Genomic DNA, 24,850 nt, shown 5'->3' with positions numbered 1-24,850 from the left:
AAACGCCCCGCATTGCGGGGCGTTCCTTTTCCTGCCGATCCGCGCCTCAGCGCTTCATCGAAGCGAAGAACTCGTCGTTGGACTTCGTGTTCTTCATCTTGTCGAGCAGGAATTCCATCGCGGCGATCTCGTCCATCGGGTGGAGGAGCTTGCGCAGGATCCAGATCTTCTGCAGCAGGTCCGGTTCGATGAGCAGGTCTTCGCGACGCGTGCCCGAGCGGTTGATGTCGATCGCCGGGTAGACGCGCTTTTCGGTGATGCGGCGGTTGAGGTGCACTTCGGAGTTGCCGGTGCCCTTGAACTCTTCGTAGATCACCTCGTCCATCTTCGAGCCGGTCTCGACCAGCGCGGTGGCGATGATGGTCAGCGAGCCGCCTTCTTCGACGTTGCGCGCGGCGCCGAAGAAACGCTTCGGACGGTGCAGCGCGTTGGCGTCCACGCCGCCGGTGAGCACCTTGCCGGAGCTCGGGACGACGTTGTTGTAGGCGCGGGCCAGGCGGGTGATCGAGTCGAGCAGGATCACCACGTCCTTCTTGTGTTCCACCAGGCGCTTGGCACGCTCGATCACCATTTCGGCGACCTGCACGTGGCGGGCGGCGGGTTCGTCGAAGGTCGAGGAGATCACTTCGCCGCGCACGGTGCGCTGCATTTCGGTCACTTCTTCCGGGCGCTCGTCGATGAGCAGCACGATGAGGTGCACGTCCGGATGGTTGGTCGTGATCGCCGTGGCGACCTGCTGCAGCATCATCGTCTTGCCGGCCTTCGGCGGCGAAACGATCAGCGCGCGCTGGCCTTTGCCCTGCGGGGCCATCAGGTCGAGGATGCGGCCGGCGATGTCTTCGGTGCTGCCGTTGCCGCGTTCCAGCGTGAAGCGGCGGCGCGGGAACAGCGGCGTCAGGTTTTCGAACAGGACCTTGTTCTTCGAGGCTTCCAGCGGCTCGCCGTTGATCGTGTCGACCACCGACAGCGCGAAGTAGCGTTCGCCGTCCTTCGGGAAGCGGATGCGACCCGACAGGTGGTCGCCGGTGCGCAGGTTGAAGCGGCGGATCTGGCTCGGCGAGATGTAGGTGTCGTCCGGGCCGGCGAGGTAGCTCGCCTCGGCCGCGCGGAGGAAGCCGAAGCCGTCGGGCAGGATTTCCAGCACGCCGTCGGCGGCCACGCCTTCACCGTGGCGGGTGAGGACCTTCAGCAGGGCGAAGATCACGTCCTGCTTGCGGGCGCGGGCGACGCCTTCGGAGATGTTCAGCTGTTCGGCGATCTCCAGCAGCTTCGGCGCAGGCATGCGCTTGAGGTCGCTGAGGGAGTACTGCGGGAAGCCTTCGGGGACGCTCGGGTTGTTGCGCGGCACGAAGGGCTCGTTGGCGCCGTTGTCCTGCGGCATGCCGCCGCCTTCTTCGCGATAACGCTCGCGCTGGCGTTCACGGCGATTGCGGAAGCGGTCGCGGCGGTTGTTGTTCTGGTTGTTGAAGCGGCCATCGCGCTGGCCGCCCTCCCCGCCTTCCTGGCCACCGCCCTGGTCGCCCGCGTCCTGCTGGTGCTGCTGCTGATGTTGCTGCGGCGGCGCGGACTGGGTGGGGGCCGGCGGAGGCGGTGCGGCCTCGACGGGCGGCGGCGGCGGAGCCGCGGCGGAGGCGGCAGCGTCGGCGGCCTTGGAAGCGGCGTCGGCGGTGGCGCGCGGCTTGCGCACGCGCTTCTCGGCGACGTCGCCGGAGTCGTTGGTGTTCTCGGACAAGCTAGGAATCCTCGCTAAGCGGCGAGCGCTCGCGGTGCGCGAGCGGGGTTTCGGAAGAGGGTTTCAGAAGGGTGCGGCGCGCGAATGCATGCGCCGGGTGAGGCGAAACTAGCACCGGCCCGGCGCGACGGCAAGGGCGTCGCGACGGTGGAGAGTGTGGGCTTCAGGGAGTGGCGGCGGCGCGAAGACGGGCCGCGGGCCACGGGGCGGCGCTCAGAGCGCCTTGTCGAGCATCTGCGCCAGCTGGGCCTTGCCCACGGCGCCGATCTGGGTGGCCTGGACCTGGCCGCCCTTGAAAAGCAGGAGGGTCGGGATCGAGCGCACGTGGTACTTCATGGCGGTATTGCGGTTCTGGTCGATGTCGACCTTCACCACCTTGGCGCGGCCGGCATAGCTGGCCGCCAGCTCGTCGAGGGCCGGGGCGATCATCTTGCAGGGGCCACACCAGGTCGCCCAGAAATCCACGAGGACCGGACCGTCGGCGTTGATGACCTGGTGGTCGAAATCGGCGTCGGTGGCGTGGATGACGTGCTCGCTCATGGGATCCTCGGACTGCGAAGGGGTACTTGGCTGCTAGACTTGGGTGCTTCCCGCGGCGGCTTCAAGCCCCGCCCGCACCCACGATTGGCCGGCAGTCTGCTTCGCGGACGCCCCCCGACGCAAGGGCGCCCACCCGCGCCAGAGACGCCGCAGCCCGCATGAGCGACAAACCGCTAACCGATATCGCCTTCTCCGAGTTCGACCTCCATCCGGCGCTGCTTGCAGGCCTGGAGGCGGCAGGATTCAACCGTTGCACGCCGATCCAGGCGCTCACGCTGCCGATTGCCCTCGCCGGCCGCGACGTCGCCGGCCAGGCCCAGACGGGCACCGGCAAGACGCTCGCCTTCCTGATCGCGGTCATCAACCGGTTGCTCACGCGCCCGGCGCTCGCTGAACGCAAGCCCGAAGACCCGCGCGCGCTGATCCTGGCGCCGACGCGCGAGCTCGCGATCCAGATCCACAAGGATGCGGTGAAGTTCGCATCCGACCTGGGCCTGAAGTTCGCCCTGGTCTACGGCGGCGTGGACTACGACAAGCAGCGTTCGCTGCTGCAGGCCGGCGCCGACGTGATCATCGCCACCCCGGGCCGCCTGATCGACTACGTGAAGCAGCACCGCGTCGTCTCCCTGCACGCGTGCGAGATCTGCGTGCTGGACGAGGCCGACCGCATGTTCGATCTCGGCTTCATCAAGGACATCCGTTTCCTGCTGCGCCGCATGCCCGAGCGCGGCACGCGCCAGACGTTGCTGTTCTCCGCCACCTTGTCGCACCGCGTGCTCGAGCTGGCGTATGAGCACATGAACGAGCCGGAGAAGCTGGTCGTGGAGACCGAATCGGTCACCGCCGCCCGCGTCCGCCAGAAAATCTACTACCCGTCCGACGAAGAGAAGGTGCCGCTGCTGATCGGCCTGCTCTCGCGCAGCGAAGGCGCGCGGACGATGGTGTTCGTGAATACGAAGGCCTTCGTGGAGCGCGTCGCGCGCTCGCTGGAGAAGGCCGGTTACCGCGTCGGCGTGCTCTCCGGCGACGTGCCGCAGAAGAAGCGCGAGTCGCTGCTGAAGAAGTTCCAGGCCGGCCAGCTCGAAATCCTGGTGGCCACCGACGTCGCCGCGCGCGGCCTGCACATCGACGGCGTCTCGCACGTCTACAACTTCGACCTGCCCTTCGATGCCGAGGACTACGTCCACCGCATCGGCCGCACCGCGCGCCTCGGCGCCGAGGGCGACGCGATCAGCTTCGCCTGCGAGCGCTATGCGATGTCGCTGCCGGACATCGAGGCCTACATCGAGCAGAAGATCCCCTCCGAGCCGGTCACGCGGGAACTGCTGATCGCGCAGCCGCGTACGCCGCGCCCGGTGGTCGAGGGCGCGGACGCCGAGGACGACGGCGAAAGCATCGGCGCGATCTTCCGCGAGGCGCGCGAGCAGCGCGCCGCCGACGAACAACGCCGCGGCGGCAAGCCCGGGGCCGGTCGCAGCGGCAAGCCTTCGGGCGGCCGCGGTGGCCCGGGCGAGCGTCGCGAACGCGGCCCGCGTCCGCCGCGCAAGCCGGAAGGCGAACACGCCCCCGCAGCGCAGGCCGACGCACAGGCGCCGCAACCTGCCGCTCCCAAGCCCCCGCGCGCACCCGCCCCGCAGCACGCCGGCGCCGAACACCCCGAGGGCGAACGCGCGCCGCGCAAGCGTCGTCGTCGCCGCGGCGGTCGTCGCATCGAAGGCGGCGACGCACTGTCGATGCCCGCCAACGGCGCACCGGCCTCGGCCGCGGCGGTTCCGGCCGATGTCCGTCCGTCCTTGCTTTCGCGCCTGGGCAAGGGCCTGAAGGCGCTGGTCACGCGCGCACCGCGTTCGCAGCACTGATGCATGACCGTCGTGCCCGCGCGGGCATGACGGAAGCCTCCCGTCCGGCGATACTGCGCCAATGACGGTCCTGCGCTTCGACAATGTCAGCAAGCAATATCCCGGCGGGCACGTTGCGCTCACCGAGGTGAGCTTTGCGGTGGCCCCCGGCGAAATGTTGTTCGTCACCGGCCATTCGGGCGCGGGCAAGAGCACGCTGCTCAAACTGATCCAGCTCGCCGAGCGCCCGTCGCGCGGCGCCGTGCTGTTCGGCGAAAAGAACCTGGCGAAGGTGCGCGGCGGCAAGGTCGCGCTGCATCGTCGCTCGGTGGGCGTGGTCTACCAGAACCACCAATTGCTGATGGATCGCAGCGTGGGCGAGAACGTCGCGCTGCCGCTGATCCTGCGCGGCATGAAGCGCGGCGAGATCGGCAAGCGCGTGCGCTCGATGCTCGAACGCCTCGGCCTGGCCGCACGCGAACGCGCCCTGCCCTCGCAACTGTCCGCCGGAGAGCAGCAGCGCGTGGGCATTGCGCGCGCGCTCGTCGCCGAGCCGTCGCTGCTGGTCGCCGACGAACCCACCGGCAACCTCGATCCCACCTTGTCCGCGGAAATCATGGCGCTGTTCGCCGCCCTGCCCGAACGCGGCACGAGCGTGCTCGTGGCCAGCCACGACCTGGGCCTGATCAAGCGCATGAAAAAGCGTGTCCTCGTACTGGACCAGGGCCGCCTGGCCGACGACATCTCGCCGGAGGAACTGGCCGATGCCTGAGGCCGTCAAGCGCGACAAGCGCGTGCAGTCGTCGGGCTTCGGCGCCTGGTTCGACCATCACATGTACAGCCTCGTGGCCAGCTTCGGGCGTTTCTTCCGCCGACCGTGGGCCACCTTGCTCACCATCGGCGTGATGGCGGTGGCGCTCGCGCTGCCGCTCGGCCTGTGGGTGGTGCTGGGCAACGTGCAGCGCTTCGCCGGCGAGGTGCAGACCTCGCGGCAGATTTCGATCTTCCTGAAGGACGGCACCGACGCCGCACGGGCGAACGCGCTGGCCGGCGAGCTGCGCAAGCGCTCGGACATCGCGTCGGTCACGCTGCGCACGCCGGAGGAAGGCCTGCAACAGTTGCGCGCGCGCAGTGGCCTGGGCGATGCGATCGATGCGCTCGCCGCCACCGGCGACGAAGCGAATCCCCTGCCCTGGCTGTTGCTGGTGACGCCGAGCGGCGACGACCAGACGCTCGCCGATTCGCTGCGCACGCTGCCCGAAGCCGACCTCGTGCAACACGATGCGGTTTGGCGCGGGCGCCTGGACAACTGGCTGCGCTTCGGCGGCCGCGTCGCGCTCGTGCTCGCGCTGCTGCTCGGGCTCGGTGCCTTGCTCGTCGTCGGCAACACGGTGCGCCTGGACATCCAGTCGCGGCGCGACGAAATCGGCGTGCTGCAGTTGCTCGGCGCGAGCGACGGCTTCATCCGCCGTCCCTTCCTGTATCTCGGCGCGTGGTACGGCCTGGCGGCGGGTGCGCTCGCGCTGGCCCTGCTGACCGGCGCCTGGGTGGCACTGCGCACGCCGCTGGCGGACCTCGCGGGCAGTTATGGCAGCGGATTCTCGTTGCAGGGCGTGGATCCTTTGCAGGCTGTGATCGTCGTCGGTGGCGCGACCTTGCTCGGCTGGATCGGCGCAGGCATCGTGGCGGGACACTTCCTGCGCCAGACCCGCCCGACCTCGCACTGATGAACAGCGAACTCCGCCACCTGATCAGCGACGCCCCGCGCGTCATGGTCGTCGACGGGTCGAAGCTCGTGCGCAAGCTGGTGGGCGACGTGTTGTTGAAGGAGTTGCCGAACGTGGAAGTGGTGGCGTGCGCCGGCCTGGCCGAAGCGCAGGCCGCACTCGCGAGCGGGCCGTTCCATCTGGTGACCACGTCGCTCGCGCTGCCCGATGGCGATGGCCTCGCGCTCGCGAAGGCGGTGCGCACCGCGTCGGGCCAGGCGTACGTGCCGGTGATCGTGGTGTCCGGCGAAGTGCAATCGCGCCTGGAAGACCGCAGCCTCAGCGAAGACGTCACCGACTATTTCGACAAAGCGCTGGGCCACGGCGCGCTCGCCACCTTCATTCGCGGCTACGTGCAACCCGAGCCCGTGCAGGGTGCGCGCGTGTTGTACGTGGAAGACAGCCGCGTGGTCGCGCTGGCGACCAAGCGCATGCTCGAACGCCAGGGCCTCACGGTCGTGCACACGATCAGCGCGGAAGACGCGCTCAAGCACCTGGACGCGCATCGCGACAGCGACGACGCGCCCGGCGCCGACCTCGTGCTCACCGACGTGTACCTCAAGGGCGAGCTCAGCGGCCGCGACCTGCTCGGCCGCATCCGCAACGACTTCGGCTATGGCAAGCGCCAGTTGCCGGTGCTCGTGATGACGGGCGACGAGAACAAGGAAAACCAGAGCAACCTGTTGCGCGAAGGCGCCAACGACCTGGTGCTCAAGCCGATCGAAGAGCGCCTGCTCGTCACCAAGACGCTGTTCCAGCTCCGCGTGGCGAAGCTGCCGGAGCAGCGCAGCCTCGACGCATGAGCGAAGCGGCGGCGTCCACGGGCGCGGACCGCATCCGCCTGGAGCCGGGCTGGAAGGCGCGCGTCGGCGAGTACCTGCAACGCGAGGACATGCAGCAGTTGCGTGCGTTCCTCGGCGAGCGCCTCCGCAAAGGCGTGAATGTGTTCCCGCCGATGACGCAGGTGTTCGCGGCGCTGGATGCCACGCCGTTCGGCAAGGTGAAGGTCGTCGTCCTCGGGCAGGATCCGTATCACGGCGTCGGGCAGGCGCATGGTTTGTGTTTTTCCGTGCAGCGCGGCACGCCGGTGCCACCGTCGCTCGAGAACATCTTCAAGGAATTGAACCGCGACCTCGGGATCGCGCGGCCCTCGCATGGATGTCTGACCCATTGGGCCGAGCAGGGGGTGTTGCTGCTCAATTCGGTGCTGACCGTGGAGGAAGGCCGCGCAGGTGCGCACCAGGGCAAGGGATGGGAGGGCTTCACCGACCACATCGTCGAAGTCCTGAACCGCGAACGCGAGCACCTGGTGTTCCTGCTGTGGGGCAGCTACGCGCAGGCGAAGGGCAAGATGATCGACACCTCGAAGCATCGCGTGCTGAAGGCGCCGCATCCTTCGCCGCTGTCCGCGCACCGCGGGTTCATCGGATGCGGGCATTTTTCGAAGACCAACGAGTACCTGGCGCGCAACGGAATGGCGCCGATCGACTGGTCGTTGCCCACCTAAGCGTCCGCGAGGAAACGCAGCCCCACGCCGGGCTCCGTTGCGATCCACTTCGGCGACGCCGCATCGTCCCCCAGCTTCTGCCGCAACTTGGCGACGAGGATGCGCACGTAATGCGTGTCCTGCTGGTGCGTCGGACCCCAGAGTTCGCGCAGCAACTGCGGCTGCGTCACCACTTGTCCCGCATGGCGCACGAGCAAAGCGAGCAGCGCGAATTCCTTGCGGGAAAGCACCAGCGCCTCACCATCGAGCGTGACGATGCGGCGTGCAATGTCTACGCGCAAACGACCGTCGTCGAACATCGCCGGCGCGTCGCCCGGCGTGTTGCGCGCGCGCAACAGCACGCGCAGGCGTGCGAGCAGTTCCTGCACGCCGAAAGGTTTGGTGACGTAGTCGTCCGCGCCAGCGTCGAGCGCGGCGACTTTCTCCGCTTCGTCCGCACGCACCGTGAGCACGAGCACCGGCACGCGCGACCACTCGCGGAGATCGCGCAGCGCATCGAGGCCGTCGCGATCCGGCAGGCCGAGGTCGAGGATCACCACCTCCGAGCCCTGCAGCGCGAGCGCTTCCAGTCCCGCTTGCGCGGTCTCGGCGACGGCGACCATGTAGCCCTGCGCGCGCAAGGCGATCTCGAGGAACCGGCGAATCTGCGGCTCGTCGTCGATGACGAGCACGCGCGCGGCGGCGCTGGCCTGCGTCGTACTCAAGCTGCGTCCTCGTCGGGGGCGACGGGTTGCGAAGGCGCACGCGGCAAGGTGATGCGCAGGCAGGCGCCACCGCCGTCGGGGTTTGCGCCCGCCGTGACATCGCCGCCATGCGCACGCAACATGCCGCGCGCGATCGCGAGTCCAAGGCCGGAACCTCGACGCCCGCGATCGCCCTGCGCCATCGATCGGAACATGTCGAACACGCGTTCGCGCTCCGTTTCGGTGATGCCGGGCCCGCGATCGCGCACGTCGATGCGCGTGCCGCCCGCCTCCGTGCGCTGCGCGTCGATGGCGATGGGCGCGTGCCCCGCGAACTTCACCGCGTTGTCCAGCAGGTTGTAGAGCGCCTGTTCGATCAGCGCGGGTTGGACGTGCAGCGGCGCAAGGTCGGGCGCGATCAACGTGGCGACCTGCGCTTCTGGATGCGCGCGGCGCAGGCGCGCGAGTGCCGCACCGATCAGTTCGTCCGTGCCGATCCAGTCGCGCTCCGGCACGAGTTGCCCGTGCGCGATGCGCGTCATGTCGAGCAGGTTGCGGATGTAGCCGTCGAGGCGCTCGCCTTCGCTGCGCACGATGTCGAGCAGGGCGTCGCGGTCGGCGTCGGTGAGGGCGGCCACGCCGCTCGCCTGCAGGCTGCCGGCGGCGCCGAGGATCGCGGCCAAAGGCGTGCGCAGATCATGCGAGACGGACGCGAGCAAGGCGCTGCGCAGGCGCTCGGTTTCGTTGGCGATGCGGGCATCGTTCAAGGCCAATGACAAGCGCGTGCGCAGCAGGGCCTGCGCGATGTCGTCGGCCATCGCCAGCGCCATGCGTCGTTCGGCGATGTCGAAGGCTTCGCGACCCGGCGCACGCTTGAGCGCCAGTGCGCCGAGCGGTTGGTCGCCGGCGCGCAAGGGCAGGAACCACCAGCCGTGCTGGCCCGTGCTCGCCACCTGGTCGACATCGGAGCGCAACCACGCTTCGGCATCGAGCCCTTCGGCGAATGCCGCGCGCGCGATGGCGACGACATTCGCCTCGTCGGTCGCGCTGCCGAGCGCGCGCGCCAGGCGTTCCAGCGTTTCGGTATGCCGATTGGTTTCGCGTAATGCTTCCAATTGCATGACCAGCCGCGACGCGAGCCGCCCGGCGATCACTGCCGCGCACAGGAACAGCACCACCGTCGCAACGCCATGAGGCGCGTCGACGTAGAAGGTGTAGCGCGGCGAAATGAAGAAGTAGTTGTAGGCGAGGAAGCACAACACCGCGCAGACCATCGCAGGCCCGGTGCGCGTGCGCGTGGCGACGATCAGCACCGCGAGCATGAACACCAGCGACACATCGGCCAGGCCGAGCCATCGTTCGGCGAGTGCCGCCACACCCGTCGCCAGCGCAGCACCCACGATGGCGAGCACGAGTCCGGTCGCGAAGTCGGTCGCAGGCTGGGTGCGCTTCTTGCGCTTCGGTGCGGGGGCATCCATGGCGCGCATTCTGCCGCTGCGCGGGGCTGCGTGCGCGTGGAATTTACGCAGGTTTTACGCGGCGCGCGGCCGGCGCGGCTGTCGCCTTGATGCCGGGCCGCCGCACAGTGGCGCCGCCCTCCCCTGCCCCCTGCCCTCGCTCATGCATGCCGTCGCCGCTCCCTCCCGCACCCGTTTCGGGTCCCTGATGCTTGGTGCCATCGGCGTCGTGTTTGGCGACATCGGCACGAGTCCGCTGTACACCATCAAGGAAGCCTTCACGCCTCACTACGGGCTGTCGCCGGACATGCCGACGGTGCTCGGCATCCTGTCGCTGGTGCTTTGGACCCTGATCATCGTGATCACCGTGAAGTACGTGGCGGTGATCATGCGCGCGGACAACGAAGGCGAAGGCGGGATCATGGCGCTCACCGCACTCGCGCAGCGCACCTTGCCCGGTGCGTCGAAGGCCGCGTATGTCGTGGGCATCCTCGGGGTGTTCGGTGCCGCGTTGTTCTTCGGCGATGGCGTGCTCACGCCTGCGATCTCGGTGTTGTCGGCGGTCGAAGGCCTCGAGGTCGCAGCGCCGGGGCTCGCGCACTGGGTGCTGCCGATCACCGTGGGCGTGCTCGTGGCCCTGTTCGCGACGCAACGCTTCGGCACCGAGCGCGTCGGCAAGGCCTTCGGGCCCGTCATCGTCGTCTGGTTCGGCGCACTCGCCGCCATCGGCGTCACCAACATCCTGCGCAACCCGCAGGTGTTGCACGCGTTGAATCCGTGGTGGGGCCTGCGTTTCTTCCTCGACCACGGCCCGCACGGCATGTTCATCCTCGGCGCGGTGGTGCTTGCAGTGACGGGTGGTGAAGCGCTGTACGCCGACATGGGGCACTTCGGTCGCAGGCCGATCCAGATGGCGTGGAATACCTTCGTGCTGCCGTCGCTCGCGTTGAACTACCTGGGCCAGGGCGCGTTGCTGCTGGCCAATCCGACTGCCATCGACAACCCCTTCTACCTGGGCGTGCCGGCGTGGGCGCTGTTTCCGATGATCGGGCTTTCCACTGCAGCGACGGTCATTGCCTCGCAGGCGGTGATCAGCGGCGGGTATTCCGCGGCGCGCCAGGCGATCCAGCTCGGCTACCTGCCGCGCATGACGATCCACCACACCTCGCACGAAACGATCGGGCAGATCTACATGCCCACGATCAACTGGCTGCTGATGATCGGCACGGTGGCGACGGTGATCGGCTTCGGTAGTTCGACGGCGTTGGCGACGGCTTATGGCGTATCGGTGACAGGCACGATGCTGATCACCAGCATCCTGCTCATCGTGACGATGCGCCGCCGCGCCGCGCTGCCGCCGCTGGTGTTCTGGCCGCTCGCTGCGCTGTTCGTGCTGGTCGACGTGGCCTTCCTGTCGGCGAACATGGCGAAGTTCTTCGACGGCGCATGGTTCCCGCTGCTGCTCGGCGTGCTGGTGTTCGCGCTGCTGCGCACCTGGGGTCGCGGCCGCCAGCTGCTGCAGGCGGAAGTGCGCAAGGACGGCCTGCGCCTCGATACCTTCCTGACCGGCCTGATGCTCGCGCCGCCTGCGCGCGTGCCGGGTACTGCGGTGTTCCTCACCGCGCAGCCCGACCTCGTGCCGAAGGCGCTGCTGCACAACCTCAAGCACAACAAGGTGCTGCATGAGCGCAACGTGCTGCTGACGGTCGAAACCCTGGCGGTGCCGTTCGTGCCCTTGGCGCAGCGACTGGAGCTTGCGCCGGTGGCCGACGACTTTTATCGCGCGACGCTGCGCTACGGCTTCATGGAATCGCCTGACGTCCCGCTCGCACTGATGCGTTGCGGCGACGACGGCGGATTCTGTTTCGATCCGATGGAGACCACGTATTTCGCGAGCCGCGAGTCGATCGTCGCGGGCCCGCGCCGCGGGATGGCGCTGTGGCGCGACCACATCTTTCGTTTCCTCCATCGCAACGCTACGCCGGCCTCCGACTTCTTCCGGATCCCTGGCACCCGCCTGGTGGAGCTGGGCGCGCCGGTCGAGATCTGATTCGCCAACGGCGGCCATTCGCACTACATTGGTGCAATGGCCGCCGACCCCGCCCCCTTCGACCTGCTGACCACCCCGGTGGCCTGGACGGATGCGGAAGGCCGCATCGAAGGGGCAAATGCCGCTTGTGCCCGCTGGCTCGGGGTCAGTGCAAAGCGCTTGGCCGGGGTTCCGCTGGCGGCGTTGGAGTTCGAGGGCGAAGCCTTTGCCCGCGCCATTTCGGGGCAAAGCGACGGGGCCCGGCTCCGCCGCATCCCCCTCGCCTTCCCCGGGGCCGACGCCCCCCGTTTCGCCGACGTCACCCTGACGGCGCGGGAGACCGGGGGCTGGTGGGTCGAGGCGCACCCGGTCGACGAGTTCCCGGGCGAGGATCCCGCGCAACTGCTGCCGAGCGCCTTGTCCGCAGCCCTGAAGGGTCTCGCGCATGAGCTGCGCAATCCCCTCGCGGGTTTGAAGGGCGCGGCGCAGTTGCTCGAGCGGCGCGTGACTGGCGATGCAACATCCAGCGAACTCGTCGCCCTCATCGAATCCGAGGTCGATCGCCTCACCGGCCTGCTCGATCGCCTGCTCTCCCCTGCACCGCCGCGCCCGTTCGAGGCTGCGAACATCCACGCCGTGCTCGAGCGCGTGCTGCGCCTGGCCGAAGCCGACGCGGGTTGGGCCGTACGCCTGGTCCGCGATTACGACCCGTCGCTGCCCGACGTGCACGGCGATTTCGATCGCCTCACGCAGGCGCTCTGGAACCTCGTGCGCAACGCGATCGATGCCGGCGCGGCCAACATCACGCTGCGCACGCGCGCCGAACACGGCGTGCGCATCGGCGACGTCCCGCATGCACTCGCGCTGCGCCTGGAAATCATCGACGACGGACGCGGCGTGCCGGAGGAACTGGCCGAACGCATCTTCCTGCCGCTGGTGAGCGGACATGCGGCGGGGACCGGGCTCGGCCTCGCGCTTGCGCAGCAGGTGGCGCGCGAGCATCGCGGCTCGCTCGCGTATCGCTCGCGGCCGGGGCACACCGTGTTCACCTTGTTGCTGCCCTTGTGGATGGAAGCGGAGGAGGGCGCCGATGCCGTGTGAACCTGCTCGCATCTGGATCGTCGACGACGATCGCGCGGTGCGCTTCGTCCTTGCGACCGCGCTTCGCGAAGCCGGTTACGCCGTCGATGGCTTCGAAAACGCGCGCGACGCACTCGCGGCCTTGCGCGACCGCGGCGCACCGGCGTTGTTGTTCACCGACGTGCGCATGCCGGGCGAAGACGGCCTCGCGTTACTGGACAAGCTGAAAGCCGCCGCGCCGCAATTGCCCGTCATCGTGATGAGCGCCTACACGGACATCGCGAGCACGGCCGGCGCATTCCGCGGCGGTGCTTATGAATTCCTGTCGAAGCCGTTCGACCTCGATGCGGCGGTCGCGCTCGCAGGCCGCGCGATACCGGAGCAGGGGAGTGCGGTCGTCGCGCCTGCGGCCGCGCCCGCCTTCAACACCGACCTGATCGGCGACACACCGGCGATGCGCGCCTTGTTCCGCAGCATCGGGCGACTCGCGCAGGCGCCGTTGTCGGTGCTCATCACCGGCGAGACGGGCACGGGCAAGGAACTCGTCGCGCGCGCCCTGCATCGCGAATCGCCGCGCGCGCATCGCCCCTTCGTCGCGCTCAACACCGCGGCGATCCCCGCAGAGCTGCTCGAAAGCGAACTGTTCGGGCACGAGGCGGGCGCCTTCACGGGCGCGCAGAAGCGCCACGTCGGCCGCTTCGAACAGGCCGACGGCGGCACCCTGTTCCTCGATGAGATCGGCGACATGCCGCTGTCGCTGCAGACGCGCCTGCTGCGCGTGTTGGCCGAAGGCGAGTTCTTCCGCGTCGGCGGCCGCGAACTGATCCGCGTGGACGTGCGCGTGATCGCCGCGACGCACCAGGACCTCGAACGCCTGGTCGCCGACGGCAGGTTCCGCGCGGACGTCCTGCATCGCCTGGATGTCGTGCGCCTGCAATTGCCGCCTCTGCGCGAACGCCGCGACGACGTCCCGGCACTCGCGGAGCGCTTCCTCGCCGCGGCCGCGCGCAAGCTCGACACGCCGGCGAAGAAGTTCACCAAGCCCGCGCTCGAACGCCTGAAGCGCCACGATTGGCCGGGCAACGTGCGTGAACTCGAGAACCTCTGCTGGCGCCTGGTCGCGCTGGCGCCGGGCGACACGATCGGTACCGCAGAGCTCGACGCCGCCTTCGTACGGACGAGCGAACGCGCAGGGCAGGGCGAGGATTGGGAAGTCGGCCTCGCCAGCTGGGCGCGCATGCGCCTGGCCGACGGCGCACCCGACCTGCATGGCGAGGCACTCGCGAAGTTCGAACACGTGCTGTTCGACGCCGCGCTCGAGCATACCCACGGGCACCGGGGCGAAGCCGCGAGCCGGCTTGGACTCGGTCGTAACACGCTCACCCGCAAGCTCGGACCCGGCCGCAAGCGGCCCTGACGCAAGGAGATCCCCCAATGCGCAACCTCGCCTTCGCCGTTCTCGCCTCCGCCATCGTTGCGGGCTGCAGCAGCTCGACGCCCAAGACCGCGGAACCGCAGCAACCCACGGCGCAAAGCACCGCGATGCACGCGCAAGCCAACCTCGCCTCCGCGTCGGGCAGCCTGGTCAGCGGTCGCGTCGAATTCGATCCGATGGGCGACGGCGTGCATCTCACCGGCACCATCGGCGGCCTGCAGCCCAACAGCGTGCATGGCATCCATGTGCACGAGAAGGGCGATTGCAGCGCGGCCGATGCGAGCAGCGCGGGCGGGCACTTCAATCCTGCCGGCAGTGCGCACGGGCGTGCGAGTTCCACCACGCACCATGCGGGCGACATGGACAACATCACGGCCGGCGCCGACGGCACGGCGGCGATCAGCATCCACCTCGCCGGCGTGACGCTCGGCGGCGGCGCAGCGAACGACATCGCCAATCGCGCACTGGTCGTGCACGCCGCGGCGGACGACTACACCACGCAACCCTCCGGCAATTCCGGCGCGCGCGTGGCCTGCGGCGTCATCCGCATCACGCAATGACGCACGCCCTCCGCATCCGCGCGGCGCACGCCGCAGACGCCACGCTCATCGCCGAATGGAACGCGGCGATGGCGATGGAGACCGAAGGCAAGCACCTGGATCCGGCCACCGTGCACGCGGGCGTGACCAACGGCATCGCCGATCCGGCGAAGTCGCGCTACTTCATCGCCATGGAAGACGCTGCGGTGGCGGGCGCGGAAACGCTCGGCGTTCCCGTCGGCACGCTCATGCTCACCACCGAGTGGAGCGACTGGCGCAACGGCCACTGGTGGTGGATCCAGAGCGTGTACGTGCCGCCGCAACATCGGCGCAAGGGCGTGTTTTCCGCGCTGTACCGCCATGTCGAATCGCTCGCGCGCGAGGCGCCCGATGTCGTCGGCCTGCGCCTGTTCGTCGAACATGCCAATGCGAATGCGCAGCGCACGTATGCCGCGATGGGCATGCAGGACGAGGGCTACAAGGTGTACTACGCGCGCACCGACAGCGCGTAAGCGTCAGGCCAGCTGCGCGTGCGAATCCATGTCCGTGTCGCAGTGCACGAACGTCACCGGTACGCCGTGCGCCATCAGCAGCGCGGAGAACTGGCGTTGCCGCGCCTGGTACATCTCGAAGGCACGTTCCAGGCGCGCGCAGTCGCGCACGGAGTCGTGCGCGGATTCCGGGTGGTAGCGCTCGCGCCAGGCCTGCGGCGTGAACAAGGCGATGCGCGCTTCGCGATCGGTGTAGTGCACGATCGGTTCGGGGCCTTGCTCCAGCCACTCTTCCGCATCGGGTTCGAGCATCGCGGCTTCGAGCACGGGCCAGAGCGGCGCGAGGCCCGCGTGTTCGTATTGCAGGGCCATCATCGCAGCGAGGTCGTGCAGGGTCAGGTAACGCGCGTGCTCGACGCGCAGGCCGAAGGCCTCCTGCGCAAGGAGCGCGGTGGCCGCGCCCGCCATGCCGCGTTCCATCAGGTCGCGTTCGAAGGCATCGCCCACGCGTGACGCCACCTCGGCGTCGCCGCCGAGCACGAAGGGCACGAGGCGTAGGGGGCCGCCCGCGTACTCGGTCTGCGGCGTCAACGCACCCGGCAAGGTGCCGTCATGCGCGCCGAAGGCGATGATGCGACCGCCCGCATCGCCGGGTGCGCGCGCGGCCAGCTGATCGAGTTCGCGATGCAGCGGCCAGCCGGGCCGCAACAGTTCGACCACGTCGTAGTGGGCCCCGACGGTCACCAGTTGCAGCGCGCTCGCCTCGGCCGCGAAGCCCGCCAGGTCGTGCGCCATGCGGGCCGCCAGCGCGCCGGCGCCGTCCTGGTCCAGCGCATCGCGCGCGGCACCCGTGCCGGGTGCGAGCTCCAGCGCGAGTGCGCCGAGGAGTTGCAGGTCCGGGGCGGCGTCGTTCATCTGTCGTCTTGGCTCGTGGATTGGCCGCGCACGGAGGCGGGTTTACACTCCGGCGCATTATGCCCGTGCGCCCATGCACGCGGGCCGTGATCGCGAGGTTCCCCCAATGTTGCACGGCCGTCCCGTCGCCATCCTAGGCGGCGTCCGCATCCCCTTCTGCAAGCAGAACACGGCCTACAGCGATGTCGGGAACCTGGGCATGTCGGTGCGCACGCTCGGCGCGCTCGTCGAAAAGTTCGGCCTTCACGGCCAGCAGCTGGGCGAGGTCGCGCTCGGTGCGGTGATCAAGCACTCAAGCGACTGGAACCTGGGGCGTGAAGCCACGCTGTCCTCGGGCCTGTCGCCGCTTACGCCCGGCATCACGCTGCAGCGCGCCTGCGGCACCGGGCTCGATGCGATCGTGCACATCGCCAACAAGATCGCGACGGGGCAGATCGAAGTGGGCGTCGGCGGCGGGTCGGACACCACCTCCGACGTGCCGATCGTCTATGGCCAGTCGCTGCGCCGCCGCGTGCTCTCCGCAGCGATGGCGAAAACCACCAAGGACAAGCTCGCCGCGTTCAAGGGCTTCCACCTGCGCGAGCTCAAGCCCGATTTCCCCGGAGTGGCCGAACCGCGCACCGGCAAGTCGATGGGCGAACACTGCGAGGACATGGCGAAGGAGTGGAACATCTCCCGCGATTCGCAGGACGAGCTCGCCGTCGCATCACACCACAAGCTCGCCGCGGCCTACGAGCGCGGTTTCTTCGATGACCTGGTGGTGAGCTTCCGCGGCGTCACGCGCGACAACATCCTGCGCGCCGATACGTCCATCGAAAAGCTCGCCACGCTCAAGCCCGCGTTCGACAAGACCAGCGGGCGCGGCACGCTCACGGCCGGCAACTCGACGCCGCTCACCGATGGTGCGTCCGCGTGCCTGGTGGCCACCGACGAATGGGCGCAGGCGCACGACCTGGAAGTGCTGTGCCACCTGCGCGATGCGCATGTCTCCGCCGTCGACTTCGTGCACGGCGAAGGCCTGCTGATGGCGCCGACGATCGCGGTGGCGGAGATGCTCCGCCGCAACGGGCTCACGCTGCAGGATTTCGATTTCTACGAGATCCACGAAGCCTTCGCCGCGCAGGTGCTGTGCACGCTGCGCGCGTGGGAAAGCCAGGATTACTGCCGCAACCGGCTCGGGCTCGAGGCGCCGATGGGGCGCATCGATCCTTTGAAGATCAATCCGAACGGATCCTCGCTCGCGGCGGGGCATCCGTTCGCGGCGACGGGTGCGCGCATCGTCGCCACCGCCGCGAAGGAACTGAAGCAGCGCGGCAGCGGGCGGTGCCTGGTGTCGATCTGCACCGCCGGCGGGATGGGCGTGGTCGCGATCCTCGAGCGCTGACGCTCAACCTTCGCTTGCGGTGACCGGTGCCGGCGCGACGTGCGCCGCTTCCTTCGGCGCGCGCGCAAACCGCCACGCCACCATCCCCGCGCACGCGAGCAACATGCCTGCCAGCAGGAAGGGTGCACCCGGCAACTTCGCCGGTGCGTGGTCGCTGATGAACAACGCGAACACCGAGGTGTAGATCGCCGGGCCCAGGATGCCCGCGAAACTTGCGAGGCTCGTGAGCGCGCCCTGGATGCGACCCTGCACTTCGGGCCCGACCTGGCGCGAAACGAGCGCCTGCGTCGACGGCATCGCCAGCGCCCACAACGACATGATCGGCATACCAGCGAGGAACCAGATACCCGTCGGTGCGACGCCATAAATGGTGAAGCCGACCACGCCGCACATCAGGCCGATCAGCAACGCGCGACGCTCGCCGAACTTCGCCACGACGCGCTTCACCAGCAAGGCATTGACGATCACGCTCAGCACGCCGACCACCGCGAGCACGCGGCCGACGACGCGCTCGTCCCAGCCGTACGCGAAATCGGCGAACAGCACGAACACGCTCGGATACACGTAGTGCGCGAGGTTGATCAGGAACACCACGCCGGCCAGGCCCCAGATCGCGCGATAGCGGCCGAGCAACTTCAACGAGCCGAGCGGATTGGCGTGGGCCCAGTCGAACTTCGGGCTGCGACGCTCCTTCGGGTGGGACTCGGGCAGCACGAACAGGCCGTACGCGAAGTTCAACAACGCGAGTCCTGCAGCGAACCAGAACGGCAGCCGAATGTTGATGTGGCCGAGCTCGCCGCCGATCGCCGGACCGATGATGAAGCCCAGGCCGAAGGCCGCGCCGATCATGCCGAAGGCTTGCGCGCGCTTCGCCGGTTCGGTCACGTCTGCGATGTACGCATTGGCGGTTGTGAAGCTGGCGGAGAACACCGCCGAGAACACGCGCCCGACCAGCAGCCACGGCAGCGACTGCGCGACCGCCATGAAGATGAAATCCACGCCGAGGCCGAAGCACGAGAGCAGGATCGTCGGCCGCCGGCCGAAGCGATCGGACATCGCGCCCTGGATCGGCGCGCACACGAACTGGATGGCGGCGAACAACACGCCGAACACACCGACCCAATGCGCCGCGCGCACGGTATCGCCGCCGACGAACTCCTTCAGCAGGTGCGGCAGCACCGGGATGATGAGGCCGAAGGCGAGGATGTCGATGAGGACGGTGACGAAGATGAAGACGAGCGCGGCCTGGCGCGCGCCGGGTGCGGCGGTATCGTTCACTTGGGGGATCGGCTGGCGGAACGTGAGGGCACGCAGTCTAGCGCGCGACCGTCCGTCGGCGCGCTGTCCGCTGCGCGCAGGCCGGGGCGTTGGTCCAACGTCCCCCGACTCCGGCCCGGCCTTGCAGCGGGCCAAAGCCCGTGCGCTATCGCGCCTTCCTCAGCTACAGCCACGTCGACGCCCACTGGGCGCGCTGGCTGCTGCGTCGGCTGGAGTCGTATCGCGTGCCTGCACGCCTGGTCGGTTCGCCGGGACGTGATGGCCCGATTCCTGCTCGCCTCGGCCCGATGTTCCGGGACCGCGACGAGCTGCCCACCGCAGGCGACCTGAGCACGACCATCCGCGAAGCGCTCGCCGAATCGGCCACGCTCGTCGTCATCTGCTCGCCGGCCGCTGCGCAGTCGCGCTGGGTGGATGCGGAAGTGCAGGCCTTCCGCGCGCGCCACAGCGGCGACCGCGTGTTGTGTTTCGTCGTCGACGGCAATCCCGCGCAAAGCGATTGCTTCCCGCCGTCGCTGCTCGCACCGGATGCGGAGGGACACGTGCGCGAGCCGCTCGCGGCGGATGCGCGCAAGGACGGCGACGGCAAGGATCGTGCGGCGCTCAAGTTGATCGCGGGCCTGTTGGGCGTCGGCTTCGATACGCTCGTGCAACGCGAAGCCCAGCGACGCAACAAGCGCATGGCGATCGTGGCGGCCGCATCGGTGGCGGGCATGGCGCTCACGTCCACGCTCGCGATCAGCGCGTATGTCGCGCGCAACGACGCGCAACGCAGGCAAGCGCAGGCGGAAGACCTGATGGGCTTCATGATGGGCGACCTGCGCCAGAAGCTCACCACGGTCGGGCGCCTGGACCTGATGCGCTCGGTCGACGACAAGGCAACGAAGTATTTCGCCACGCTGGATCCGCGCGACCTCAGCGATCACACGCTGGAGGAACAGGCGCGCTCGCTCACCGGCATTGGCCAGGTGCGCCTGGAGGAAGGCAACCATCCTGCTGCCGCCGCGGCCTTCCACGAAGCCTATGTGCGCAGCAGCGCGTTGTACGACCGCAAGCCGAGCGAAGGGCAGCGTCTGTTCGATCGCGCGCAGGCCGAATACTGGATCGGCTACGTCGCCTGGCAACAGGATCGCTTCGACGATGCGGAGAAGTGGTTGACGCAGTATCGCGACAGCGCGCTGAAGCTCGCGGCGATGGATCGGAAGAACTTCGATTGGCAGAAGGAAGTCGCCTACGGCCACCACAACCTCGCGGTGCTGGACGAAGCGCGCGGGCAACACGCGAAGGCCGAGCAGGCGATGCTGCAGGAACTGGATCTGTTCCGCGGCTGGGTGCGCGCGCGGCCGAACGATCTGCCGCTGCGCTCCGAGAAGGCGACCGTGGTGTCCTGGCTGGGCAGCAACGCGCTGCAGCAAGGGCGCCTGCAGGAAAGCGAAGGGTGGTTCGCCGATTCGCTGGCCGACCTCGATGCGTTGCGGAAGCGGGCACCGAAGGACAGTCGCTGGCGCGAGGACTGGGTGGACCAGCAACTGCTGCTCGCCGATGTGCGCTCGCAGCGCGGCCGCATGGCGGAAGCGCATGCGGCGGTCGAAGCGGCTAACCACGAAGCCGATGCGATGGTGCGGCAGGATCCGGACAACAAGAAGTGGGCGTCGGTGCACGCCGTCGCGCGCTTCTGGCGCGCACAACTCGACGCGGAGTCGCCTGCGGTCGCGGCGCCGGAAGCACTGGAAGCAGAGCGCCTGCTCACCGCGGTGCACACCGCCGAACCGAAGGACATGCGCATGCGCCAGTGGCTTGGCCGCACGCGGATGCTGCAGGCACGCCTGGCGTTCGAGCAGCACGACGACGCGGCCACGCACGAGCGCATCGCGGCCGCGCATGCGGTGATCGACCCTGGTTGGAAGTCGGGCGAAGGCGAGAACCTGCGGGTCACGCTCGCGGAGCTGCAGACGCTGGAAGGCGAAGTCGCCAAGCGTGCGGGCGACGACACGACGGCCACCACGCGCTGGCGCGATGCGCAGGCCTTGCTGATGGCCGGCAAGGACACCGAAGGCCCGCCGTTCGCGCGCCTGGATCCCTTGGTGCGCACGCTCCACAACCTCGAACAGGATGACGCCGCGATGCCGTATCGGCAGCGCCTGGTGGCGGCCGCTTACGTTCCGATCGATCCGCTGCCGCCGCTGCCGGGGATCGCGGCGCGCTGATTGTCAGGAGGAATTGCTCCATGAAACGACCGAAGGTGATGACGCTCAACATCACGCCCGGCAAGCCGGATGGGAAGCACGGCTGGCAGCAGGCGACGGCCGACGAAGCGGGCGACGATCTCTTCGACTACAGGTACGTGCCGAAGGAAGTGCGGCAAAAGATCAACAAGCCAGGCGACCGATCCATCGTCACGATCCACATCAAGCTGCAGAACAAGGCCAGGGAAGGCTACGAAATCGCCGACGTGACCTTGGTCGATCCCTGTGACCAGATCAGCGGGACGTTCACGCGCAGGCACATCACGCTGAGAAACCTCAACACAAAAGTGCAGCAGGCCTACTGCAACGTGATCATCAGGAAGGGGCGCCAGGAGATCCACTGCGATCCCATGATCGGCAACGACCCCAGGAAATAAGGAGCCCACCATGCGCACCGACGGGAATACCAAGCACGTCGTGCTCCACGTCGACGACAACGGCGGCTTCCGCTACACCGGGGGCATCAACGACAACGGCGACCTGAAGGGCAAGAGCGACGAGAACGCCGTCAACTTCACCATCGAAGTCGTCGGCAACAAGTTCACCATCGACAACATCGAATTCACCGGCGATACGAAGAGCCAGCTCACTGTGGCTCGCAATTCCGACCGGTCAATGACGATCCATGATGAGAACACCATGGAAATGAGCGCGAAGTACAGCGTGCTGGTTCGCGCGCAGGACGGCCGCATCATCCGATGCGACCCGATGATCGGCAACGAGCCGCGTGGCCGTTGACTCCCTCCACCCCCAATCGGGAGCACAGCAATGCCGAGTAACGAAAGCGTCACCCTCAAGCTCAAGCCAGGCGCAGCCAACGGCCAGGGCTGGACCACCACCACTGCCTCCAACGGACAGCAGTACAGCTACAAGTACACCGGTGGCCATAACGACAACGGCAGCATGAAGACGAAGGTGGGCGACGGCACCGCCACCCTCAATCTCACCGTGGACGCGGACAATCGCTACGGGTTGAGCAACGTGACCTTCCAGAACGATACCTACAACCAGCTCACCTGGTCGGCGAGTCCGGACATGCAGAGCGGCACGATCACCGACGTCAACACGCAGGTCGAAACCGCGAACTACACGACCATCGCGTACGACGCGCAGAACGGCAACGCGACCATCCCCTGCGATCCGATGATCGGCAACGATCCGCGCGGGCCCTGCGCGCAGATCCACCACCAGCAGGCCGGCTACTGATCGACGTCAGCCGGGGCTCGGCAGGTCCGCTGCCGACTCCGGCTGGCTGTCCGGATCCTCGCGGAAGTTGCCCGGCAGGCGGTTGTGCACCGCCGTGGCCGCGATCGCCGCGTGCCCGACGGCCACGCTGATCTGGTTCAGCGAACTGACGATGTCGCCGATGGCATAGAGGCCTTCGACGCTGGTCTGCTGCTTCGCATCCACGCGCAGCGCGCCGATGTCGTCGACGGCCGCGCCAAGCGCGATCGCAAGGTCCGACTGCGTTTCGCAGCCGAGCGCGGGATACACCGTGTCGAAGCGATGCGTGCTGCCGTCTTCCAGGTGGAAGACGCAGCAGGTGCCGTCGTGTTCCAGGCGCGTGGCCACGGGCAGCACGGAGACGTTCGCTTCGCGCGCACGCCTTGCGTTCTCTTCGTCGGGCTCGCCGGGTTCGGAGCGCACTGCCGCCACGCGCCGCGAGAACGTGCGCAGGAAGACGGCGTGCCGGATGGCGTCGTCCACGGGTGCGTACACGGCGATGTGGTCGTCGCTCGCCTCGTAGCCATCGCACACGGCGCACATGCGCACGACGTTGTGCTCGATGGCGGTTTCCAGCCCGGGCATCGCGGGCATCCGGTCGACGATGCCGGTGGCGAGGATCACGTGGCGGGCTTCCCAGCGCGTGCCGTCGTCGGCGGTGGCGATGAAGCCGTCGGCGTCGTGTTCGAGGCGCGCGATGTGTCCCGACACGATCTCCGCGCCGTAACCCGTCGCCTGCTCGCGCAACTTGTCCAGCAAGTCCGTGCCCGCGACGCCGAACGGGAAGCCCGGGCAGTTGTGGCTCTTCGGAATCCAGCGAGCACGGCTCTTGCCCGCATCGACGACGACGGCGCGGCGATGGAACCGTGCGAGGTAGGTCGCCGCCGTCAGGCCCGCGGGGCCGGCGCCAACGATCAGGCAATCGAGCGGCGGCGGCGCGTCGTTCAGCGGTGCCCGGATCCCACCGAAACGAACTGCAGGAATTCAGAGCGCGTGCGTGCGTCTTCGCGGAAGCTGCCGAGCATCGTGGAGGTCACCATGCTCACGCCGCGCTTGTGCACGCCGCGCGTGGTCATGCATTCGTGCGCGGCTTCGATCACCACGCCGACGCCGAGCGGTTGCAGCGCGCGCTCGATGCAGTTGGCGATCTGCGCCGTCATCTTCTCCTGCACCTGGAAGCGGCGTGCATAGGCTTCCACCACGCGCGCCAGCTTGCTGATGCCCACCACCTTGCCGTTCGGCAGGTAGCCCACGTGGGCGCGGCCGATGATCGGCGCCATGTGGTGCTCGCAATGACTCTCGAACTGGATGTCGCGCAGCACGATCAGCTCGTCGTAGCCGCACACTTCTTCGAAGGTGCGCGCGAGGTAATCGTCCGGATCCATCGCGTAACCGCTGAACCAGTCCTCGTAGGCGCGCACCACGCGCTTGGGCGTGTCGAGCAGGCCTTCGCGGTCGGGGTTTTCGCCGGACCAGCGCAGCAGCGTGCGGACGGCGTCTTCGGCTTCGCTGCGTGGGACGTTGTGGCGGATATCGCTCATGGCGCGTCGGGCCCTGCTTGCGGGGGCCGCCATGGTACCGGCAGCGGCCGCGCTCAGCGCGGCCGGGGTTCGTGCTCGGCCTTGCCGAGGGCTTCGTCCATCGAACGCCAGGCGTGTTCGACGGCCGGGCGCGCTTCCAGCCAGCTCAGGCGCGAGCCGAAGCGTGCGTTCGCTTCCCAGGCACCCTGCAGGCTCGATTCGGAATCGGCGAAGGACTGCGTGCCGTACTTTTCGTAGGTCTCCAGGCCGTAGCGATAGGCCGGCGCGTAGTCGTGCCAGTCATGGCCTGCGCGGTAGTAGGGCATCGACTGGTAGATCTGTTCGAAGTGGCCGAGGTTCTCGCGGCGATCGCGTGCCTCGGCAATGCGGTCGCCCGCGGTGGCGCCCAATGCAACGCCGACCACGCCGCCGACCGCCATGCCCGGCGGCCCCGCCACGACCGCGCCGATGGCCGCTCCGGCTGCGCCGCCGGCCAGCGCCGCGCCTCCCGTCCCGACCACATGGTCTTTTCTGAGAATGCTCATGCGCGCGGCCTCCGGTTGAGCCTCCAACCTAGGCAGGACGGTGTTTAGCAACGGTGAAAAGCAAAGGCCACCGTGAGGTGGCCCTTGCGTCCGGGTTGCCCCGGCTCGTCTTGCGGCGCCGACAGCGGAGGCGACCGCGAGTCCTGACTGAAACGCGGATCAGCGGCCGTCGCGGTCGGCGTCGCCCGGCATCGCACGTTCGATGTAATGCCAACCGTCGCGCACCGCACCCTTGGCTTCGTTCCACGCCAGGCGCGAGTTCGCCTTGCCCGAGTTCCAGCCGCGTTCGAGGTCGCCTTCGACATCGTTGAACTGCTGGCCGCGATACTGGCCGTAGGTGTCGTAGCCGTACTTGTAGGCCGGCTCGTAATCGCTCCAGTCGCGCGCGTTGTTGTAGTACGCGGTGTCGCGATAGGACGTCTTCCAGTGATCCGCATACTCGGTGGGATTCACCGCTTCGGCGATCTTGCCGCCGGCCTTCGCGCCGAGCGCGCCACCGGCCAACGCACCGACGACGGTGCCGACCGGACCGCCCGCGGAGCCGACCACCGCACCTGTCACGGCACCCGTCACTGCGCCGGTGCCTTCGCCAATGCTGTGGTCCTTCTTGATATCGCTCATTCTGATGCTCCTGCTACGTG

General features: G+C 68.3%; 25 protein-coding genes. 15 read left to right on the top strand and 10 right to left on the bottom strand.

All coding sequences use genetic code 11. The features are described 5' to 3' along the window. Positions 1–46: 46 nt before the first annotated feature. The gene (gene rho / locus LVB87_RS04950; RefSeq protein WP_232899801.1) at positions 47–1,732 is read right to left on the bottom strand and encodes a transcription termination factor Rho; all 1,686 of its coding nucleotides are present in this window, start codon (positions 1,730–1,732) and stop codon (positions 47–49) included. Between the two features lie 213 nt (positions 1,733–1,945). Beyond that, positions 1,946–2,272 (bottom strand): thioredoxin TrxA, encoded by a 327-nt coding sequence (gene trxA, locus LVB87_RS04945; protein ID WP_232899800.1) that lies wholly within the window; start codon positions 2,270–2,272, stop codon positions 1,946–1,948. A gap of 158 nt (positions 2,273–2,430) precedes the next feature. Here trxA and rhlB point away from each other — a divergent pair, with 158 nt between their 5' ends. The 5 genes from rhlB to ung all read left to right on the top strand — a co-directional run bounded on the left by rhlB (position 2,431) and on the right by ung (position 7,383). Next, positions 2,431–4,131: an ATP-dependent RNA helicase RhlB gene (rhlB, locus tag LVB87_RS04940; protein WP_232899799.1), complete on the top strand. Its 1,701-nt coding sequence runs from the start codon at positions 2,431–2,433 to the stop codon at positions 4,129–4,131. A 61-nt stretch (positions 4,132–4,192) separates the two neighbouring features. Next, positions 4,193–4,882, top strand: a complete 690-nt coding sequence (gene ftsE, locus LVB87_RS04935; RefSeq protein WP_232899798.1) for a cell division ATP-binding protein FtsE — start codon at positions 4,193–4,195, stop codon at positions 4,880–4,882. After that, a complete protein-coding gene (gene ftsX, locus LVB87_RS04930; protein WP_232899797.1) occupies positions 4,875–5,837 on the top strand; it encodes a permease-like cell division protein FtsX in 963 nt (320 codons plus the stop codon). The genes ftsE and ftsX overlap by 8 nt, the downstream gene beginning before the upstream one ends. Continuing rightward, a complete protein-coding gene (locus LVB87_RS04925) occupies positions 5,837–6,679 on the top strand; it encodes a response regulator (protein WP_232899796.1) in 843 nt (280 codons plus the stop codon). Before ftsX ends, LVB87_RS04925 begins: the two co-directional genes overlap by 1 nt. After that, a complete protein-coding gene (gene ung, locus LVB87_RS04920; RefSeq protein ID WP_232899795.1) occupies positions 6,676–7,383 on the top strand; it encodes a uracil-DNA glycosylase in 708 nt (235 codons plus the stop codon). The genes LVB87_RS04925 and ung overlap by 4 nt, the downstream gene beginning before the upstream one ends. On the opposite strand, the gene LVB87_RS04915 is transcribed toward ung, so the two are convergent. Together LVB87_RS04915 and LVB87_RS04910 are read right to left on the bottom strand one after the other, a co-directional pair. Beyond that, positions 7,380–8,087 (bottom strand): response regulator, encoded by a 708-nt coding sequence (locus LVB87_RS04915; protein ID WP_232899794.1) that lies wholly within the window; start codon positions 8,085–8,087, stop codon positions 7,380–7,382. The genes ung and LVB87_RS04915 overlap by 4 nt on opposite strands. Further along, positions 8,084–9,544, bottom strand: a complete 1,461-nt coding sequence (locus tag LVB87_RS04910) for a DUF4118 domain-containing protein (protein WP_232899793.1) — start codon at positions 9,542–9,544, stop codon at positions 8,084–8,086. Before LVB87_RS04910 ends, LVB87_RS04915 begins: the two co-directional genes overlap by 4 nt. A gap of 142 nt (positions 9,545–9,686) precedes the next feature. Between LVB87_RS04910 and LVB87_RS04905 the strand changes: the two genes are divergently transcribed. Genes LVB87_RS04905 through LVB87_RS04885 form a run of 5 tightly spaced genes read left to right on the top strand, consistent with a single transcriptional unit; the run spans position 9,687 to position 15,118 of the window. Next, a complete protein-coding gene (locus tag LVB87_RS04905; protein ID WP_232899792.1) occupies positions 9,687–11,573 on the top strand; it encodes a potassium transporter Kup in 1,887 nt (628 codons plus the stop codon). 36 nt (positions 11,574–11,609) lie between these two features. Further along, positions 11,610–12,653: an ATP-binding protein gene (locus LVB87_RS04900; RefSeq protein ID WP_232899791.1), complete on the top strand. Its 1,044-nt coding sequence runs from the start codon at positions 11,610–11,612 to the stop codon at positions 12,651–12,653. Then, entirely contained in the window at positions 12,643–14,049 is a 1,407-nt protein-coding gene (ntrC, locus tag LVB87_RS04895) for a nitrogen regulation protein NR(I) (RefSeq protein ID WP_232899790.1), read from the top strand. Before LVB87_RS04900 ends, ntrC begins: the two co-directional genes overlap by 11 nt. Before the next feature lie 17 nt (positions 14,050–14,066). Then, positions 14,067–14,627, top strand: a complete 561-nt coding sequence (locus LVB87_RS04890) for a superoxide dismutase family protein (protein WP_232899789.1) — start codon at positions 14,067–14,069, stop codon at positions 14,625–14,627. Further along, on the top strand, positions 14,624–15,118 hold the full coding sequence (locus LVB87_RS04885) for a GNAT family N-acetyltransferase (protein WP_232899788.1): 495 nt from the start codon (positions 14,624–14,626) through the stop codon (positions 15,116–15,118). The genes LVB87_RS04890 and LVB87_RS04885 overlap by 4 nt, the downstream gene beginning before the upstream one ends. A gap of 3 nt (positions 15,119–15,121) precedes the next feature. On the opposite strand, the gene LVB87_RS04880 is transcribed toward LVB87_RS04885, so the two are convergent. Next, positions 15,122–16,012 carry a hypothetical protein gene (locus LVB87_RS04880; RefSeq protein ID WP_232899787.1) on the bottom strand — a complete coding sequence of 297 codons (891 nt, stop codon included), beginning with the start codon at positions 16,010–16,012 and terminating at the stop codon, positions 15,122–15,124. Between the two features lie 106 nt (positions 16,013–16,118). Here LVB87_RS04880 and LVB87_RS04875 point away from each other — a divergent pair, with 106 nt between their 5' ends. Beyond that, on the top strand, positions 16,119–17,396 hold the full coding sequence (locus LVB87_RS04875; RefSeq protein WP_232899786.1) for an acetyl-CoA C-acetyltransferase: 1,278 nt from the start codon (positions 16,119–16,121) through the stop codon (positions 17,394–17,396). 3 nt (positions 17,397–17,399) lie between these two features. Here LVB87_RS04875 and LVB87_RS04870 read toward each other — a convergent pair whose 3' ends face one another. Beyond that, complete coding sequence (locus tag LVB87_RS04870; protein WP_232899785.1) at positions 17,400–18,674, bottom strand: TCR/Tet family MFS transporter; 1,275 nt, start codon at positions 18,672–18,674, stop codon at positions 17,400–17,402. A 140-nt stretch (positions 18,675–18,814) separates the two neighbouring features. On the opposite strand from LVB87_RS04870, the gene LVB87_RS04865 reads away from it, so the two are divergent. The 4 genes from LVB87_RS04865 to LVB87_RS04850 are packed head-to-tail and all read left to right on the top strand — an operon-like array spanning position 18,815 to position 22,126. Then, positions 18,815–20,881, top strand: a complete 2,067-nt coding sequence (locus tag LVB87_RS04865; protein ID WP_232899784.1) for a toll/interleukin-1 receptor domain-containing protein — start codon at positions 18,815–18,817, stop codon at positions 20,879–20,881. Positions 20,882–20,901: 20 nt separating this feature from the next. Further along, positions 20,902–21,297, top strand: a complete 396-nt coding sequence (locus LVB87_RS04860) for a hypothetical protein (RefSeq protein ID WP_232899783.1) — start codon at positions 20,902–20,904, stop codon at positions 21,295–21,297. Between the two features lie 10 nt (positions 21,298–21,307). Next, positions 21,308–21,658, top strand: a complete 351-nt coding sequence (locus LVB87_RS04855; RefSeq protein ID WP_232899782.1) for a hypothetical protein — start codon at positions 21,308–21,310, stop codon at positions 21,656–21,658. Positions 21,659–21,688: 30 nt separating this feature from the next. Further along, positions 21,689–22,126, top strand: a complete 438-nt coding sequence (locus LVB87_RS04850; RefSeq protein ID WP_232899781.1) for a hypothetical protein — start codon at positions 21,689–21,691, stop codon at positions 22,124–22,126. A 6-nt stretch (positions 22,127–22,132) separates the two neighbouring features. Here the strand turns inward: LVB87_RS04850 and LVB87_RS04845 are convergent, their stop codons facing one another. The 4 genes from LVB87_RS04845 to LVB87_RS04830 form a co-directional block, all read right to left on the bottom strand. Further along, on the bottom strand, positions 22,133–23,035 hold the full coding sequence (locus LVB87_RS04845; RefSeq protein ID WP_232900460.1) for an NAD(P)/FAD-dependent oxidoreductase: 903 nt from the start codon (positions 23,033–23,035) through the stop codon (positions 22,133–22,135). 53 nt (positions 23,036–23,088) lie between these two features. Further along, positions 23,089–23,685 (bottom strand): GTP cyclohydrolase I FolE, encoded by a 597-nt coding sequence (gene folE, locus LVB87_RS04840; protein WP_232899780.1) that lies wholly within the window; start codon positions 23,683–23,685, stop codon positions 23,089–23,091. Positions 23,686–23,738: 53 nt separating this feature from the next. After that, on the bottom strand, positions 23,739–24,209 hold the full coding sequence (locus tag LVB87_RS04835; protein ID WP_232899779.1) for a hypothetical protein: 471 nt from the start codon (positions 24,207–24,209) through the stop codon (positions 23,739–23,741). 159 nt (positions 24,210–24,368) lie between these two features. Continuing rightward, positions 24,369–24,830: a hypothetical protein gene (locus LVB87_RS04830; RefSeq protein WP_232899778.1), complete on the bottom strand. Its 462-nt coding sequence runs from the start codon at positions 24,828–24,830 to the stop codon at positions 24,369–24,371. Between the last annotated feature and the right edge of the window lie 20 nt (positions 24,831–24,850).

The sequence above is a fragment of the Lysobacter sp. KIS68-7 genome (genome assembly GCF_021284745.1).
Taxonomy (GTDB): Bacteria; Pseudomonadota; Gammaproteobacteria; order Xanthomonadales; family Xanthomonadaceae; genus Noviluteimonas.
The sequence above is the reverse complement of the archived record's forward strand: the minus strand, read 5'-3'. Positions and strand labels throughout refer to the sequence as shown.